Origin of the sequence: Xylella fastidiosa, from assembly GCF_011801475.1 — a bacterium.
Classification (GTDB): domain Bacteria; phylum Pseudomonadota; class Gammaproteobacteria; order Xanthomonadales; family Xanthomonadaceae; genus Xylella; species Xylella fastidiosa.
Window position 1 is genome coordinate 1,381,257 of the sequence record NZ_CP044352.1, and the last position, 14,530, is coordinate 1,395,786.

Below are 14,530 nucleotides of genomic sequence, written 5' to 3' on the forward strand. Positions count from 1 at the left end.
GCGGTAGCCGTTTGTCAGGAATTCAGCATTGTCGCAGCCTTATCAGGCTGTGAAAACCGTGGAAAGCGTCGCCACTATATTTAGGATGGGAGGAGGTGACGACGCTCTCCTGGGTTCAGCTTGCGCGTCTTGCGTAGTGATCAGCGGTACGTTCCATCACTGTATCTTCTTGAAGAGACTCAAGTGCCATGACTCGGACAGTACCAATTTTGGCGAGCGATAATGTGCGCTGTACGTATATTTCCGGTCCTGTTTTAGTCATCGTTCGGGTTTTGTTGAAACCATATGGGACAACACCTTTGTCACCATCCTTACTTCCACCGACATAAAGGACTATCGACATGTGTCACCTTATAGCGTTGCGGATTTTGAGTTCGAGACAGTTACCATACAGATGTTTTCCTAAGGCAGGTCTGAACAAGTAAGTGATTCTAGTCGATTCGGAAAATATTAATATGAGCATGATTTCTCAAATATGGCATGAATAAATAACGAAATTTCGCATAGGAAAAATGAGCGAAATATAAAGCATGTGGGTGCACTGAGATGCGCTTTTTATATGAATCTGAGAGGTCGTTGTATTTAGGAAGATGTAATTATCGTTAAATTTTTTATGGTGTCTCATCGGGAGTGTTTAGAAATGTTTGATATTCGGAGTCAATAAGGTCGTTTCCTTTGGATTGAATGCATCGTTCATTTTTTATGATAAGTTTTTGATTTTATTAATATTATTTTTGAATTACGGGTGTTTGGGTTGCAAGGTCTTTTCTTTAATACTGTGACAGTATTTCTGAAATAGGCTAAAGCGCAAGCTGATAATTTAGTTATGAATTCTGTTTGATAATTGCGTCCTGTTATTTCATAGGATCATTTCTTTATATGTTGTGAATAAGAGACTAAGTGTTTTTTTGGGGTCTGGGTTGTCCGATGAATTCATGGGGTTTGCCATGTCGGTTTTATAACCGTTGAATGCATCAATCACTTGATGGATATAACGATCAGTCATGATATTTAAAGATTTTTATTTTTTTTACATCAAAAATTAACAAGAAAATAATATAAAGGTGCGATTTAATTGCACTATTTATGATGATATTAGGCTGTGCAGTCAATAGAGAGGGTGGTGAATGCATACTTGCCAGCGTGTGGATGAGATGGTGTCTTAATCTCTTCCAATCATGTTATTAGTTAGTCTGCGTCGCTGGCATTTGCACAGTTTGGTGTGATAGCCAGTTTGCTTGGGTTCGATCTACAGGCGGCGAGTTGGGCTTTGCGTTCAGCGTTATGTTTCTTGAACCATTTCACGCTTTTGATAGGTTGATCTTGCCAACTATGATTTTCTTTTTTGCATCCTGCTAATACTCCTACCGAGATCATCGTTAAGGTTGTTATAAGCAGTAGCGTGACGTTTCTTTTCATTCATTCTTTCTTTATATGAGTAAGGTGTCATCAGAGAAGTGGGATGCAGAACAACGAAGGGTGTGTTATGTGTGCCATTCGTCGTTGATGAAGATAATTGGTTTTTCCTGAATGCTATGGGAGAGATTCACAACGGTGGATCTCCATCGTCGTTATTGTTGTTTCTTAATGTGTTCTTAGTGTTTGATTGCAGGTCTTTGGGTGATGATTCAGTTGGTGTTACAGGTCCAAGCCAGGGTGTATGGCCTGAAGTTTTTCAATTCTGTACAGCACAAGCAGCACAAGCAGCACAAGCAGCACAAGCAGCACAAGCAGCACAAGCAGCACAAGCAGCACAAGCAGCACAAGCAGCACAAGCACATCAGGGGATGTTTTTTATGGGGAAGTTGTTTTTCCAGTGGCGTAGCGTAGCGAATACTTCTACTTCATCTATTGGTGTTCGTTGCAGGTGAGTAGCTGTTGCTGCATGGATGGTAGGTGCAGCCGTACGCAGGAATGGGTTGGTGTTTAGTTCGCTTTCGAGTGAAATAGGCAATGTGGGGAGGCCTGCGAGACGCATGGCGTTTGCTTGTTGTCGACGTTTTTGTAAGGCGGTGTTGGTGGGGTCGACGTGCAGTGCGAATGCAGCGTTGGACAATGTGTATTCGTGACCGCAGCATACGCGGGTTTGTATGGGCAGTGCAGCCAATCGTTGCAATGATGCGAGCATCTGTGTGGGGGTTCCTTCAAAGATCTGCCCACAACCTAGGCTGAATAGTGTGTCACCGCAGAACAGTAGATCGTTACCTATGAAGGTTAAGTGGCTGTGAGTATGCCCTGGGGTGTGGATAACTTGGAATCGCATACCAAGGATGTTCAATGAATCTCCCTCGCCAATGCGGTGGTAATTCAGTGCGATGCGTGTGTCGTGTGGGGCATAGACGGGAAGTGTTGGCCAGCGTTCTAGCAGTTCTGGCACTCCGCCGATGTGATCGGCGTGGTGGTGTGTCAATAGGATTGCAGTGGGGATGAGTCCTTTGGAATGAGCTTCTAATATTGGCAAGGCTTGTCCGGGATCAACGATGATTGCTCGGCCGTCAGGGGCAATCAATGTCCAGATGTAATTGTTGTCGAATGCGGGGAGTGGAGTCAGTCGCATAGAATGTGACCATGCCTGCCGCTCTGCCTCCATGTCAAACGGGTCTCTCATCCTGGTTCGAAACGGGGGCAGGGCGTTTGTTAATTCAGTTTGAGTATCCGTTTGTTTTTCATGTGTTGCGTGAGCGATCGTCCCAGCCTTGGTTATGGTTTAGTGTGTCTACAGAGGTGCCATCAACCAATGTGTTGAGTGGCTGCGGATTGCATCTAATACAGTGCGATGGTGGGTTTAAAGGCGATGTGCGTTGTCTGCTTCCATTGCCGTTGCCTACAGAAAGTGTGCGTGTGATTGTGGTGCAGCATGTTGTTTCTGAGAGTGTTGTCGAATTTTTTGAGGAGTGCGCACGTGTATTGATACCTGGTGGATCTTTGTATCTGTTTGCGCTCAATCCGTTGAGTCCGTATTGTTTGCGCTGGTTGCGGCAATGGCCGGTTGTGGTGGGTTCGGAGCGTTGGTGCGCATTACTGCGAAATGCTGGTTTGCATTGCCGTCGGCCAGTTCGCTACCTTGGGCCAACGTGGCGTCTAAGTGGTGTGCCGTCTGATGTTATTCGTGCTCCGTGGCGTGCTGTGTGTCTGCTTGAAGCTGATAAGCGCATGGTTGTACCGACTGGTTTGATTCCAGCCCGAGTAGGCTTGCGGCGTCCGTTGTTGGCTTTCTGAACCTTTGGAATCTATGAAATTGATCAACGCGTACACGGACGGTTCTTGTCTTGGTAATCCTGGTCCTGGTGGTTGGGCTGTGTTGTTGCGTTATAAAAACAATGAGAAGGAGTTGGTTGGTGGTGAGCTTGATACGACCAATAATCGAATGGAGCTGATGGCTGCGATTATGGCTCTGGAGCGGTTGAGTGAGCCTTGTCAGATCAAGCTTCATACTGATTCGCAGTATGTCCGCCAAGGGATCACTGAGTGGATGTCCGGTTGGGTACGGCGTGGTTGGAAAACTGCCGCCGGTGACCCGGTCAAGAATCGTGATCTATGGGAGCGGTTGTGTGCTGCTACGCAGCGGCACATGATCGAATGGTGTTGGGTCAAGGCTCACAATGGTGATTCGGATAATGAACGGGTTGATGTATTGGCCCGCGGCCAAGCGATGGCGCAGCGTAGTACGGTAGCAAGTCGATGAGGAATAAGAAGCGTCAGATTGTTCTTGATACTGAGACCACTGGCCTGGAATGGAGCAAGGGGAACCGCATTGTGGAGATCGGTGCGGTCGAACTGCTTGATCGCCGACTCAGTGGGGACAAATTTCATCGTTATCTCAAGCCTGATGTGTCGTTTGAGTCCGGTGCCCAGGAGGTAACGGGGCTGACGATGGAGTTTCTAGCGGACAAGCCAGAGTTCAGCATGATTGCCGATAAGTTTTTGGCTTATATCAATGGTGCCGAACTGATTATTCATAATGCGGCGTTCGATCTGGGATTCCTTGATTACGAGTTATCGCGGTTGGGTTCGCAGTACGGGAAAATCACAGATCGTGCCAGCGTGCTTGACACTTTGGTGATGGCTCGGGAGCGTTATCCGGGTCAGCGTAATTCACTGGATGCATTATGTAAGCGTCTTGGTGTGGATAACGCCCACCGTCAGTTACATGGTGCATTACTTGACGCGCAGATATTGGCCGATGTTTATATCGCGTTGACCTCTGGACAAGAGGAAATTGGTTTTGCATTGCCTGAGAGCAGCCGTGGTGGTGTCGATGCCGCTAGCGTGGCATTTATGCCGGATGTGTTGTTAACACGTCCATGTGTGGTGGCGTCGCAATCCGAACTGGAGGCGCATGAGGCGCGTTTGGCCAAGTTGCGTAAGATCGCTGGTCATGTGCTGTGGGATGCGATATAGGTTTGGGTTTTTGTCGTTACTGGTCGAAATTGGAGGTATCTGTTTGGGTACTGGCTCTAGCCGATGACTTTCATACGTCAGTGATAGCGAATTAGCACCACGGTGATGTTGTCTGAGCCGCCATTATCAAGTGCTGCAGCAACCAGCGTATCCACGCATTCCTGGGCGCTACAGTCGTTATTTTTGAGCGTGGCGGCAATATCTCGCTCAGTGACTTCTTCAGTCAATCCATCGCTGCACAGTAGTAATTCCATACCGGGTGTCAGCTCACCTGTTATCGTGCCTACATTCAAGTGGGCAGGATCGGTAATGCCTAGGGCTTGAGTAATGACATTGCTACGTGAATGTACTTTCTCATTGCTCAGTCTACCTTGAGGAGGAGGGATGGAGTTGTGGGCTTGGTTTAGTTGGATCAAGCGGCCATCGTGCCAAAGGTAAGCCCGGCTATCGCCAACCCAAGCAACTTCAAAGTGTGTGCCATGCACGCGTACTGCGACGACGGTGGTTCCCATCGGCAAGGTGTCGTTGCGATGCTTTGAGGCATGGATGATTTCTTCATCCGCTAAGTGAATTGCTTCGGTGAGTGTCTTACCTGCACGTACTTCCCGTACGATCACTTCGCGTGCCAGAGCGCTTGCTATTTCGCCGCAATCATGACCACCAATCCCGTCGGCGACCAGCCATAGGTTGAGTTTGCCATCACCATAGTAGGTGTCTTCGTTGAGATCGCGCCTTAGGCCAGGGTGTGAAAGGTGGCCGGATTCAAGCATGGCAATGTAGTGGATAACAGATCCAAGCATGATCGCCGATCATGTGTAATTCAGGCAACATGTCGCTCCCTTATTTATGTGCTTGATGGGTCACTAGCACCCAAGTACGATAGCCTATGTATCGCCGGGAAGATGGCAGAGTGGTTGAATGTACCTGACTCGAAATCAGGCAGGCGTTTATAGCGCCTCGGGGGTTCGAATCCCCCTCTTCCCGCCAGTTATTGCGTAAAACTTATACATCTAACACGGTAGGTGTTATGCGATTTGATGCTGTGATTCCTGGGCTTTATGGTGGTCTGTAAAGTGTTTAGATTTCTGCCTTTGAGTTTGTGCACGGCAGTGCTGGAGTTAATGTTTGTGAAATATGTGTACTGAGTCATCAGTGGTTTTATTTTTTACATAATGGATTTACTGAGATTCATTTCGAGGAACCTACTTGGTCATCCTCATGATGTGCTGAAGCTGTATTTTTAATAGGTTTTTTCTGAAATTATCGATGAATGATCAATATCTGGTTACTGTATAACTCATGCTACCTATTGTTTCATGACAAGACTTCTTGAGGGTTTGTCTTGTTTTTAAATGAGTTTCCTTCTTATTTTTTATTTGGATTATATATATGCATTTGAAGAAAAAACTGCTTGATGCCTTTTCTCTTTTATAAAGAGGAATGGATCTTTAATCAGTTGGATTCTTAGAGGTGAACATAGGTATGGAAATATAATGCGTTTAATGCTCTGATCTGATTTTCCTACTATGCTGCGTTGATGAGATGTATTTTATATTTTTTGCTTGTATATTAAGGTGAAGAGCAAGGTATTGGTAATGCGATTTTAATCCGCTGGCATTATACTTCCATCTCTTAAGTTTTGTTGGTGCTTGTTATGTCAGGAATCTTCGTACCCATGTCTTTCGGAGAGTTGCTCGATAAGATTGCGATTCTGCAAATCAAGTCTGAAAGGATCACGGATGTAGCGAAACTGGTTAACGTCCGTAATGAGCTTTCAGCTCTGGAAAAGATTTGGATGGCATACCCGACTTCCTCCAGTGAAATCCCACGTTTGCGCACTGAGTTGAAAGCGGTCAATGAGCGATTGTGGGGGATAGAGGATGAAATTCGGCTCAAGGAGAAGGCACAGACTTTCGATAAGCAGTTCATTCATCTGGCGCGCAGTGTGTATTTTGAGAATGACGAGCGTGCGCGGATTAAAAAGGAGATCAATCTCGCGTTGGATTCCCCCTATGTTGAGGAAAAGTCCTATCAGGATTATCGATCAGCCGAGACGCTTTGAATGTTTCTCTTCGCTGTTCAGTGGTGTGCGTAGTCAGCGCGGTAGCGTTCGAATGCGGCGATGGCGTCTTCAACAGTCACCAAGTCCATGACTCCATTGGACTCGATCTTGGTCCCCCATTTCAGCATGTTGCTTGGTTTGCCTAGGTATTTGTGTGCAGCCGCATCGTAACGATTCACGCAGTAACGTAAGTCCGAATATGGGCCACTGCGGTGTGGATTACTTGCTGCATGTAATCCCAATACTTTTTTACCTAATGCGTTGGCGATATGCATCGGCCCAGAGTCTGGGGTCATGACTAGGTCGGCACGTTCAAGAAGGGCGGGTAGTTGTTTGAGCGTATCTTTGCCAACCATATCCAGTAGTGGTACCTGAGTCTGCGCCAAAATGGTGTCTGCTGTCTGTCGTTCTAGGGTGCTGCGGCCACCACATAGGACGATCCGCCAGCCTTGGGCGCTGGCATGTTCTGCGACTGCTGCGTAACGTTTTGCCTGCCAATTTCGATGGGTGTGACTGGAGCAGGGGGAGATCATCAATACTGGTCGACCATCATTGTTCCACTGTGCCCAGGCCCAGGCCCGTGCTTCCTCAGACACTGGCAGATCCCAGCGCACTTCACGCTGTACTAAGCCTAGTGGTTCGCAGAAGCTACCGATCGCATCTAGCACATGGATGCCGGGGTTGTCTGGGATGCGCTCATTGATGAATAAGCCATGCAAATCTTTGGAGCGATTGTGGTCGTAGCCGATGCGACGCTGCGCTGGCACAAATGCTGACAGGAGGTTGGCACGCAATGACACTTGCATGTGCAAAAGTGCATCGAAGTGGCCTAATGGTGTGAGTTCAGCACGTAGCGCGCGCATGCCTCTTAAGCCCGTATGCTTGTCGTAGACATGGAAGTGTATCCCATCAAGTCCATCCATCAATTTGCTGCCCATGGTATCAATGATCCAGTGCAACCGTGCTTGGGGTCGTTCGCGTTGCAGGGTACGCACCAGCGGTAACACGTGAGTGATGTCTCCAAGTGCTGATAAGCGTAACAGGCATAGAGAATAGGGTCTTTGCTCCATCGTATTGTTACACTTGAACGCATGGTTGCATTTGACGCCAACGAAATCCTGACGCCATTCTGCGAGGGTCACAGGGAAGGAGCTATTTTGTTCGATTGCCAGCGTATGCGGCAAGTCGAGTATGGTCTATTTGTGCCTGCTTGGTGGGGGGAGCGAGCCCATCCGATATCTGAGGGAGGACGTGGTAGTGCTTGGTTCGTGGAGGCGTCGTTTGGGAATGCGGTATTGCGTCAGTACCGACGTGGCGGAATGATCGCTATGCTTAATCGTGATCGTTACTTCTGGTGTGGTGGTCACCGTACTCGAAGTGTCCTTGAGTTCCGCTTGATGCGTGAGTTGATCTCGCGAGGGTTGCCGGTTCCAACTCCCTTGGCTGCTTGTTACGTGCGGCATGGTGTGCAATATCGAGCAGCGATCTTGATGGAGCGACTGGAGGGAGTGTCTTCGCTTGCTATGTGCGTACGTGGGAACAGCAAAGAGATACATTGGGAGCAGATTGGGCGGATGATTTCGCGCTTTCATCGCGAGGGGCTGGACCATGCGGATCTTAATGCTCACAACATTCTGTTAGACCAAGCTGGCCAGTGCTGGTTGATTGATTTCGATCGTGGTGCGCTACGTATTCCTGCGACCAAGTGGCGAGAGCACAATTTAGCCCGCTTACTGCGCTCATTGCTGAAAATACGGGGGGAACGTAGTGTGGATGCAGTGTATAGGGACTTTGAGCGTTTGTGTCGTGCTTATGACTTGGCTTGGGGTCGGGGGTGTTGATGTTTTGTGATATCTGGGTGCACTGCCTCTCACTGTGGAGTTGGGTTACTCGCAGGTACGGATGAACTCGTGTTTGATGCGTGTGGTCAGGCTCAGTATGGTTGTCATGCCTTGGTAAGCGTAGTGCTTTGGTATGAATTCGGTCATTGCGCCGAGATAGGTACTGCTGCAACGTTTATAGAAGCGTTAGCATAAGGGGCCTGTGCATTTCGGCCCCCTGCTCAGAATACTAACGTTGCTTATCGAGCAATTGGTGACGAACCGCAATGGCACAACTCTCCAAACTGGCCGAATGTGCTGCCAGGCCATCATTGGTTTTAGGCTTACCACTGTCAACGTCCAACACAGAGACCTGTGTACTACCACGCTGACTAAAAGATGCAACTGCAGAGGTGGCATTCTTCAGTGGTACGACGGAATCGTTGCTAGAACCGCACAGCAAGGTCGGAGTACGTGGTGTCCAAGTCAGTAGATCGTTACGTATCAGATCTCGGCGAAATGGATTTAGCGGATTATTTTGAAAATCGTTATAGAAAGCAGGCTGGAAATACGTTTTGATTTGGTCGGGTTTAGGGAAATCACTAAGACTTATTTGCGTATCTCCAGGAAACAATGCCTCCACTTTGCTCGCCCAAGGCTCTTGGAACACTTGCTGTGGGGAGATGTAGATATTGCGATAGGTGCGCTGCATGCCAATGATGAGATAGCTTGCGAATGGGATGATGATCGTGTTTTCGCCAACCTTGTTCCGGCCACTCCAACTATCAAGGATTGTTTGGCTAAGCGCATACGGACCAGAAATCGGCGCACTGGCAACAAGCGAAAATTCCTGAGATAGCGATTGATGCGCTTCAATCTCACGCTGCACGGCTAATGCAGCCTGCCCACCTTGGGAAAAGCCAGACAGCATCACTTTGTTCGACAACGGCGTATTTGAATGCCACAGCACATCACGGGCCGCACGAACCGCGTCAATGGTAGAACTGACTTCTGTAAACAGATGTAAATAAGGATGGAAAGGGTAGTCAGAGTCACCTAATCCAAGATAATCAGGGCTAACAAGCACATAGCCCTGGCTCGCCAAACGCGTCACTAATGGAGTATTGCCGTTAGCGTTAACAATAGTCTTATCCTGCCCAACATGACGCTGCGCGCTAGTGGATGGTCCCCAGGTGAGGATAGGATAAGGACGCGGGCAGTCTGGGCCGTCTGGAATGAGTAGGACCCCTGTCGCCGTCGCATTTTCTCTGCGTACACCAACTGTTGCATAAGTCAGCTTGACGACCTGGACATCGCATTTAGGTTGTTCGGATGGAGGGTCATTAGGTAGAAAGGCAGCAATCGTATCCCTTTTATAGGTAGCAAGAACTTTGCTCTCAATCAACGTACCACGTTGAGGCCAAGCTGCTACGACAGTAGGGGAAAGAACGCTTGTCAAAATAAGTGTGCGAAGGACAGGAAGCATTAGTTTATTTTTTGAGTAACCCATGATGATTAGACTCATTTGAATGAGTTATAAATATTCATGCAATTTCTAAATAAATGGTAAGACAACTGTCTCAAAAAATATTTTTATAGAAGAAAGAATTTATAGGATCAATTTGTATGGTTAATTTTAATTCGGTGTGAATTGTTATTGCGGAGATTTTTAATGGCTTTTATTTTTATATCGTCATATTGATTGTGTTTCTGGAGTTTATGGAAAATTGAAATTAAAATTCAATTTTTGTTGATTCTAGAATAAATTTTTACTCAAGAATGCTATAGAGATAATTTTTAAAATTAATCTTAGAAGAAAAAATCTCTATTCGTTGTGATCTATCTAACCTGAGGCATTCAGGCAAAGGTGTCATCGGTGGAGCGATTTACCATTGGTATTTTGCAATGATTTTTTCTACTGAACGATCAGTGATAAATCGCCATCGTCGTATTAGTGGAAAGAGGTTATTTGGTGGATGCTTCATCGACAAGCCGCTCATTTTTACGAGTTTTTGTCTTGTCTTGGCAACATACCACTTGGGTTATAGAAATAAGTGATGTTCGTCCACTACTTTGGGGAGCGTTTGGGGCGCTTTTTTGCTTTTCGACGCGGTGTGTGCGTGTGTCGCGGATGTTCGATTGACAGGCCGTGTACCTGTGCTAGGCGTAATTCGTCGGTGTCGATCTGTAATGCAGTGAGTTTTCCGCCCCAGACTGCACCAGTGTCGATTGCGTGGATACCTTGAGTGATGGTCAATCCTAGCGTCGACCAATGGCCGCAGACGATCTTCAGATCACGTTCAACCCTGCCTGGGACTTCAAACCACGGATACATACCTTGAGTTTGCGTCCCTGGTGTTCCTTTGTCTTCGGTAGAGATTCGCCCGCGTGGAGTGCAGTAGCGCATGCGTGTTAGCACGTTGATGATTGCACGGCTGCGGTTGCAGCCGCTTAGCGCTGGCGACCATTCCGGTTTGTCGCCATACATACTGTGCAGTAGCTTACGGTAGTCGGTGCCGTGTAGTTGCTGTTCTACCTCGTGTGCTAGCTTCTCTGCCATCTGAGTTGTCCACTTCGGCGCTAATCCTGCATGCACCATCATCCAGCCGATGGTGCGATCAACATGGATCAGTTTTTGCATGCGTAGCCAGGTCAGTATTTCGTCGCGATCTTCAGCGGTGATGATGCGTAGCAGATCGGGATTGACCTTGCGTTGTTCTTCTTCGCTGCGTACGGTAACTGCTAATAGGGAAAGATCGTGGTTACCCAGTACGACGACGCTGTGGCTGCGGAGTGAATGCACTAAGCGTAGCGTTTCCAACGATTGACCGCCGCGATTGACTAAGTCGCCGCAAAACCACAACGTATCCTGTGAAGGGTCGAAGCGGATATTTTCTAGCAAACGTTGGGTGGCGTCGTAGCAGCCTTGCAGGTCGCCGATGGCCCAGATGCTCATCTATTGCGCCTCCGTCAGTGTAGTGTTCGCGGCACACTGAGTACGAATGGGGAGATTGTGGCGGTGAATTCGGTACCGTCATCGGCCATCATGTCGTAATGTCCTTGCATCTGGCCCTGTTCGGTTCCCAACACGACCCCAGAGGTGTAGCGAAATTCTTCGCCGGGACGCAGCCGTGGTTGTTCTCCAATGACTCCTTCACCAGTGACGTATTCGACTTTGCCGTTTGCATCGGTAATCTGCCAGTGGCGCGCGATCAGTCGTGCAGGGACATTTCCAGCATTGTAGATCCGGATGGTGTAGGCGAAGACGTAGCGGCCTTCATTACGATTAGATTGCTGGTCGAGGAAGCGGGACGAGACAGCGACCTCAATCTTTGAATTGGGATTGTTTTCCATGTGTGCAGTGTAAGCAAAGTAGCGTATGAATGCCGTTTAAGTGTTCTTGGCATTGGCGAGTGCGATGAATTCGGTGACTTCCAGTTGTTCGGCACGTGCGTTAGTGTGTATCCCGGCATGTTCGAAGTGAGCCGGTGTGCATATGTCGGCTAGGGAATTACGCAGTGTCTTGCGACGTTGACCAAATGCGGCACGCACGATGTCGCTGAAACGCTTTGTATCAGCAATACGGATTGTTGTTGGATCGCGTGGCACGAGTCTGGTGATTGCTGAGTTTACCTTCGGTGGTGGTTGGAAGGCCTCAGGCGGCACGACGAACATGGTTGTGACCTCACACCAAGCCTGTAGCATGACACTGAGCCGACCGTAGACCTTGCTACCTGGAGGTGCTGCCATGCGGTCGACGACTTCTTTCTGCAACATGAAGTGCATGTCGGCGATGATTGCAGCTTGCTGGAGTACATGGAAAAGGATCGGCGAGGAGATGTTGTAGGGGAGGTTGCCGACCAGGCGTAATTTTTTATTTCCTTGTTTGGCTAGGATGGAGAGGTCTACTGTGAGTACGTCGCGGTGGATGATGTCTAGCTTGCCTATAGGCGTAGCAGCAGCGGTCAGCGGAGCGATCAGGTCGCGGTCTAACTCAATTGCGGTCAGGGAGCCGCAGCATTTCAGCAGTGGCAGGGTGATTGCCCCCTGACCGGGGCCGATTTCGACGATGTGGTCGTTGGGCTGAGGGTTGATGACATGGATGATGCGGTCGATGTAGTAACGGTCAACAAGAAAGTGTTGGCCTAACGCTTTTTTTGGTGGTGTATTGAACAGTCGAGATTCCATGCCATGGGATTCTAATTGATTGAGGTGTTTGGGCGGCAGCAGTGCCAATTGTGCGCTGGAGTGTGGCGTATGCACGTTAATGGGAGGTTGCATCATTTTAGAATTGATGGCAGCACTTATTTATATACATTAGTTAATAGAAACAGATTAAGTATGTATGATTTATTACCATCAATAATGGTGCTGCACTATTTGTGAGTGTTAAGGTGATCAAGATGCACAATGCTTTTCTTTGATTGCCGCTTTGAGGTTGGAATCAAACGACTATTTTTTATGAAGGAATACCTAAGAATAAAGAACGAGCAGTAAATATTTTTTAAAGGGTGCTTTTCATATTTCTTGCGCTATCGTGGATGGAATCATCCACGTAGGCATTGTGATTTTTACTGCCAGGAATGAGGGCGTGTCTAAGTGAGTGTTTTGTTGTGTTGGTGTATTAGTCTGAAGATATACAGAAGGTAGGTAGGAGAGGAAAAAGAAATCATCCAGCAACCACTAATGGCCATATGTTGGTGATTGTGCAGAATAGCTGAGCTGTTTTTTCAGCATCGTAGACAGCGCTGTGTGCGTCAGCTGCGTTCCAATCCAAGCCGGCGGCTTGTACTGCACGTGCTAATACGGTTTGACCGTAGGCCATGCCTGCTAGAGTGACAGTGTCAAATACGCTGAATTGATGAAATGGATTTCGTTTGTATGCGGTTCGCGTTACTGCTGCGTTGAGGAAATTGAGGTCAAAATGCGCATTGTGTCCTACCAAGATTGCACGCTGGCATTTGTATTTCTTCATTGTGGCGCGCACTGATGTGAATATATGTTCCAACGCTAGCTTTTCTTCCTTGGCGAAGCGAAACGGATGATCGAGTATGATCCCAGTGACTTCCAGTGATTTGGGATCGATGTCGGTACCAGGTGCTGGAATGACATGGGTGCTCGTGACTTCTCCGGGGTAGAGCCTTCCAGTATCGTCCATTTCAATGGGGATACAGGCGATCTCTAGCAGGGCGTGGTGGTTCCAGTTAAAGCCTCCCGTTTCAACGTCGACCACTACAGGCAGATAGCCGCGGAAGCGTTGGGACATTGGCGGGTGTGTAGGTGGTGTGATGGATTGGTTCATCACGATAGCCTAGCAGGACAGCATTCGATCAGGTTGGAGCACCTGAGGTTGCTGAGAGATATAACCGATGAAAATGAGGATTGCGATCAGATTAGCTGGTTACCTTATTGATTGAAGGTAATCATCATGTCATGTCGTGCTTTTCTCACAAGCTCTTTGATGTTATGAAACGAGGATGTTTGCGAAATAACGCGTTAAAACTCTAGTTGATAGCTCATTCTTTAATCTAAAATGCAATCTAGGTTTACGTTGCTGGTGTTATCGCACTTTTCCCGTGGTGGGAGCATTTGTTCACCGTTGAGAAGAAACAAGACGTTTTCCGCGATATTGGTCGCGTGGTCGCCGATTCGCTCCAAATTCTTGGCCATGAACAGTAGATGGATGCATGGAGTGATGTTACGTGTATCTTCCATCATGTAGGTGAGTAGCTCTCGGAACAATGCCGTGTATTGAGCGTCCAAACGGGCGTCATTCTCGCGTACCTTTGTTGCGATTTGCTCATCTTTATTGCTGTAGGACAGCAAGGAGTTCCGTACCGCTTGTGCAGAAAGCTGGCCAAGAGCGCGTAGGCTAGCAGTCTGGGGTAAAGGAGGCATGGTGTTGAGTGCAATTGAGCGTTTAGCGACGTTGGCAGCGTAGTCGCCAATACGTTCAATATCAGCGGGGATACGCAGACCAGCGAGGATTTCTCGTAGGTCGCGGGCCATCGGGCCGCGTAGAGCCAAGCGCATCACCTCGTGACTGATTGATTGTTCGAGTGCATCGATTGCTTCGTCGTTCATGACGATGCGATCTGCTGCCTTATCGTCTCGACGCTCGACCACGTCTAGTGCAGCCTCAAGTTGCGCGACTGCGATTTCACCCATGCGTATGATTTCGGTGACCAATCTGTTCAATTCGTCGTCGTAGCTTTTCACGATATGGTGGTTGTACGAGCTGTTCATA

Annotated in this window: 17 protein-coding genes and 1 tRNA gene; 7 read left to right on the forward strand and 11 right to left on the reverse strand. The window is 48.1% G+C overall.

All coding sequences use genetic code 11. The features are described 5' to 3' along the window. Window positions 1–115 precede the first annotated feature (115 nt). Both F7G16_RS06060 and F7G16_RS06065 read right to left on the reverse strand, forming a co-directional pair. A complete protein-coding gene (locus F7G16_RS06060) occupies window positions 116–343 on the reverse strand; it encodes a hypothetical protein (RefSeq protein WP_004088610.1) in 228 nt (75 codons plus the stop codon). Between the two features lie 845 nt (window positions 344–1,188). Then, window positions 1,189–1,419, reverse strand: coding sequence for an EexN family lipoprotein (locus F7G16_RS06065; RefSeq protein ID WP_004088612.1), 231 nt, complete (start codon window positions 1,417–1,419; stop codon window positions 1,189–1,191). 71 nt (window positions 1,420–1,490) lie between these two features. On the opposite strand from F7G16_RS06065, the gene F7G16_RS06070 reads away from it, so the two are divergent. Then, a complete protein-coding gene (locus tag F7G16_RS06070; RefSeq protein ID WP_128712472.1) occupies window positions 1,491–1,871 on the forward strand; it encodes a hypothetical protein in 381 nt (126 codons plus the stop codon). Here the strand turns inward: F7G16_RS06070 and gloB are convergent. Next, window positions 1,781–2,557, reverse strand: coding sequence for a hydroxyacylglutathione hydrolase (gene gloB / locus F7G16_RS06075; RefSeq protein ID WP_011098005.1), 777 nt, complete (start codon window positions 2,555–2,557; stop codon window positions 1,781–1,783). The two genes, F7G16_RS06070 and gloB, sit on opposite strands and share 91 nt — an antisense overlap. Before the next feature lie 11 nt (window positions 2,558–2,568). On the opposite strand from gloB, the gene F7G16_RS06080 reads away from it, so the two are divergent. Genes F7G16_RS06080 through dnaQ form a run of 3 tightly spaced genes read left to right on the forward strand, consistent with a single transcriptional unit; the run spans window position 2,569 to window position 4,401 of the window. Next, window positions 2,569–3,219 (forward strand): methyltransferase domain-containing protein, encoded by a 651-nt coding sequence (locus F7G16_RS06080; RefSeq protein WP_004088616.1) that lies wholly within the window; start codon window positions 2,569–2,571, stop codon window positions 3,217–3,219. Between the two features lie 13 nt (window positions 3,220–3,232). Beyond that, entirely contained in the window at window positions 3,233–3,685 is a 453-nt protein-coding gene (rnhA, locus tag F7G16_RS06085; RefSeq protein WP_004088617.1) for a ribonuclease HI, read from the forward strand. Continuing rightward, window positions 3,682–4,401, forward strand: coding sequence for a DNA polymerase III subunit epsilon (gene dnaQ, locus F7G16_RS06090; RefSeq protein WP_004088619.1), 720 nt, complete (start codon window positions 3,682–3,684; stop codon window positions 4,399–4,401). The genes rnhA and dnaQ overlap by 4 nt, the downstream gene beginning before the upstream one ends. A 77-nt stretch (window positions 4,402–4,478) precedes the next feature. Here the strand turns inward: dnaQ and F7G16_RS06095 are convergent, their stop codons facing one another. Next, window positions 4,479–5,171: a PP2C family protein-serine/threonine phosphatase gene (locus tag F7G16_RS06095; RefSeq protein ID WP_011098004.1), complete on the reverse strand. Its 693-nt coding sequence runs from the start codon at window positions 5,169–5,171 to the stop codon at window positions 4,479–4,481. Window positions 5,172–5,297: 126 nt separating this feature from the next. On the opposite strand from F7G16_RS06095, the gene F7G16_RS06100 reads away from it, so the two are divergent. Further along, a tRNA-Ser gene (locus F7G16_RS06100) sits at window positions 5,298–5,388 on the forward strand. Window positions 5,389–6,055: 667 nt separating this feature from the next. After that, window positions 6,056–6,463, forward strand: a complete 408-nt coding sequence (locus F7G16_RS06105) for a DUF6165 family protein (protein WP_011098003.1) — start codon at window positions 6,056–6,058, stop codon at window positions 6,461–6,463. A 17-nt stretch (window positions 6,464–6,480) separates the two neighbouring features. Here the strand turns inward: F7G16_RS06105 and F7G16_RS06110 are convergent, their stop codons facing one another. Beyond that, window positions 6,481–7,533: a glycosyltransferase family 9 protein gene (locus F7G16_RS06110; protein ID WP_004088625.1), complete on the reverse strand. Its 1,053-nt coding sequence runs from the start codon at window positions 7,531–7,533 to the stop codon at window positions 6,481–6,483. 21 nt (window positions 7,534–7,554) lie between these two features. Here F7G16_RS06110 and F7G16_RS06115 point away from each other — a divergent pair, with 21 nt between their 5' ends. After that, window positions 7,555–8,304, forward strand: coding sequence for a 3-deoxy-D-manno-octulosonic acid kinase (locus F7G16_RS06115; protein WP_004088627.1), 750 nt, complete (start codon window positions 7,555–7,557; stop codon window positions 8,302–8,304). 229 nt (window positions 8,305–8,533) lie between these two features. On the opposite strand, the gene F7G16_RS06125 is transcribed toward F7G16_RS06115, so the two are convergent. From F7G16_RS06125 to phoU, 6 genes are all read right to left on the reverse strand, one after another. Further along, complete coding sequence (locus F7G16_RS06125; protein ID WP_004088628.1) at window positions 8,534–9,808, reverse strand: lipase family protein; 1,275 nt, start codon at window positions 9,806–9,808, stop codon at window positions 8,534–8,536. Between the two features lie 543 nt (window positions 9,809–10,351). Continuing rightward, window positions 10,352–11,239, reverse strand: coding sequence for a symmetrical bis(5'-nucleosyl)-tetraphosphatase (locus F7G16_RS06130; protein ID WP_004088630.1), 888 nt, complete (start codon window positions 11,237–11,239; stop codon window positions 10,352–10,354). Window positions 11,240–11,253: 14 nt separating this feature from the next. Beyond that, complete coding sequence (apaG, locus tag F7G16_RS06135) at window positions 11,254–11,637, reverse strand: Co2+/Mg2+ efflux protein ApaG (protein WP_004088632.1); 384 nt, start codon at window positions 11,635–11,637, stop codon at window positions 11,254–11,256. 36 nt (window positions 11,638–11,673) lie between these two features. Further along, window positions 11,674–12,471: a 16S rRNA (adenine(1518)-N(6)/adenine(1519)-N(6))-dimethyltransferase RsmA gene (gene rsmA / locus F7G16_RS06140; protein WP_038231807.1), complete on the reverse strand. Its 798-nt coding sequence runs from the start codon at window positions 12,469–12,471 to the stop codon at window positions 11,674–11,676. 481 nt (window positions 12,472–12,952) lie between these two features. Further along, window positions 12,953–13,585 carry a ribonuclease T gene (rnt, locus tag F7G16_RS06145; protein WP_038233101.1) on the reverse strand — a complete coding sequence of 211 codons (633 nt, stop codon included), beginning with the start codon at window positions 13,583–13,585 and terminating at the stop codon, window positions 12,953–12,955. Between the two features lie 221 nt (window positions 13,586–13,806). Beyond that, window positions 13,807–14,529: a phosphate signaling complex protein PhoU gene (phoU, locus tag F7G16_RS06150; RefSeq protein ID WP_038233099.1), complete on the reverse strand. Its 723-nt coding sequence runs from the start codon at window positions 14,527–14,529 to the stop codon at window positions 13,807–13,809. Window position 14,530 lies beyond the last annotated feature (1 nt).

Bases quoted from the DNA above. Each gene is read 5' to 3' on its own strand.
- F7G16_RS06110 (WP_004088625.1), bottom strand. From the start codon at position 7,533: ATGGAGCAAAGACCCTATTCTCTATGCCTGTTACGCTTATCAGCACTT.
- F7G16_RS06060 (WP_004088610.1), bottom strand. From the start codon at position 343: ATGTCGATAGTCCTTTATGTCGGTGGAAGTAAGGATGGTGACAAAGGT.
- phoU (WP_038233099.1), bottom strand. From the start codon at position 14,529: ATGAACAGCTCGTACAACCACCATATCGTGAAAAGCTACGACGACGAA.
- gloB (WP_011098005.1), bottom strand. From the start codon at position 2,557: ATGCGACTGACTCCACTCCCCGCATTCGACAACAATTACATCTGGACA.
- F7G16_RS06080 (WP_004088616.1), top strand. From the start codon at position 2,569: ATGCCTGCCGCTCTGCCTCCATGTCAAACGGGTCTCTCATCCTGGTTC.
- F7G16_RS06125 (WP_004088628.1), bottom strand. From the start codon at position 9,808: ATGAGTCTAATCATCATGGGTTACTCAAAAAATAAACTAATGCTTCCT.
- rnt (WP_038233101.1), bottom strand. From the start codon at position 13,585: ATGAACCAATCCATCACACCACCTACACACCCGCCAATGTCCCAACGC.
- F7G16_RS06115 (WP_004088627.1), top strand. From the start codon at position 7,555: ATGGTTGCATTTGACGCCAACGAAATCCTGACGCCATTCTGCGAGGGT.
- dnaQ (WP_004088619.1), top strand. From the start codon at position 3,682: ATGAGGAATAAGAAGCGTCAGATTGTTCTTGATACTGAGACCACTGGC.
- rnhA (WP_004088617.1), top strand. From the start codon at position 3,233: ATGAAATTGATCAACGCGTACACGGACGGTTCTTGTCTTGGTAATCCT.
- F7G16_RS06095 (WP_011098004.1), bottom strand. From the start codon at position 5,171: ATGCTTGAATCCGGCCACCTTTCACACCCTGGCCTAAGGCGCGATCTC.
- F7G16_RS06065 (WP_004088612.1), bottom strand. From the start codon at position 1,419: ATGAAAAGAAACGTCACGCTACTGCTTATAACAACCTTAACGATGATC.
- rsmA (WP_038231807.1), bottom strand. From the start codon at position 12,471: ATGGAATCTCGACTGTTCAATACACCACCAAAAAAAGCGTTAGGCCAA.
- F7G16_RS06130 (WP_004088630.1), bottom strand. From the start codon at position 11,239: ATGAGCATCTGGGCCATCGGCGACCTGCAAGGCTGCTACGACGCCACC.
- apaG (WP_004088632.1), bottom strand. From the start codon at position 11,637: ATGGAAAACAATCCCAATTCAAAGATTGAGGTCGCTGTCTCGTCCCGC.
- F7G16_RS06105 (WP_011098003.1), top strand. From the start codon at position 6,056: ATGTCAGGAATCTTCGTACCCATGTCTTTCGGAGAGTTGCTCGATAAG.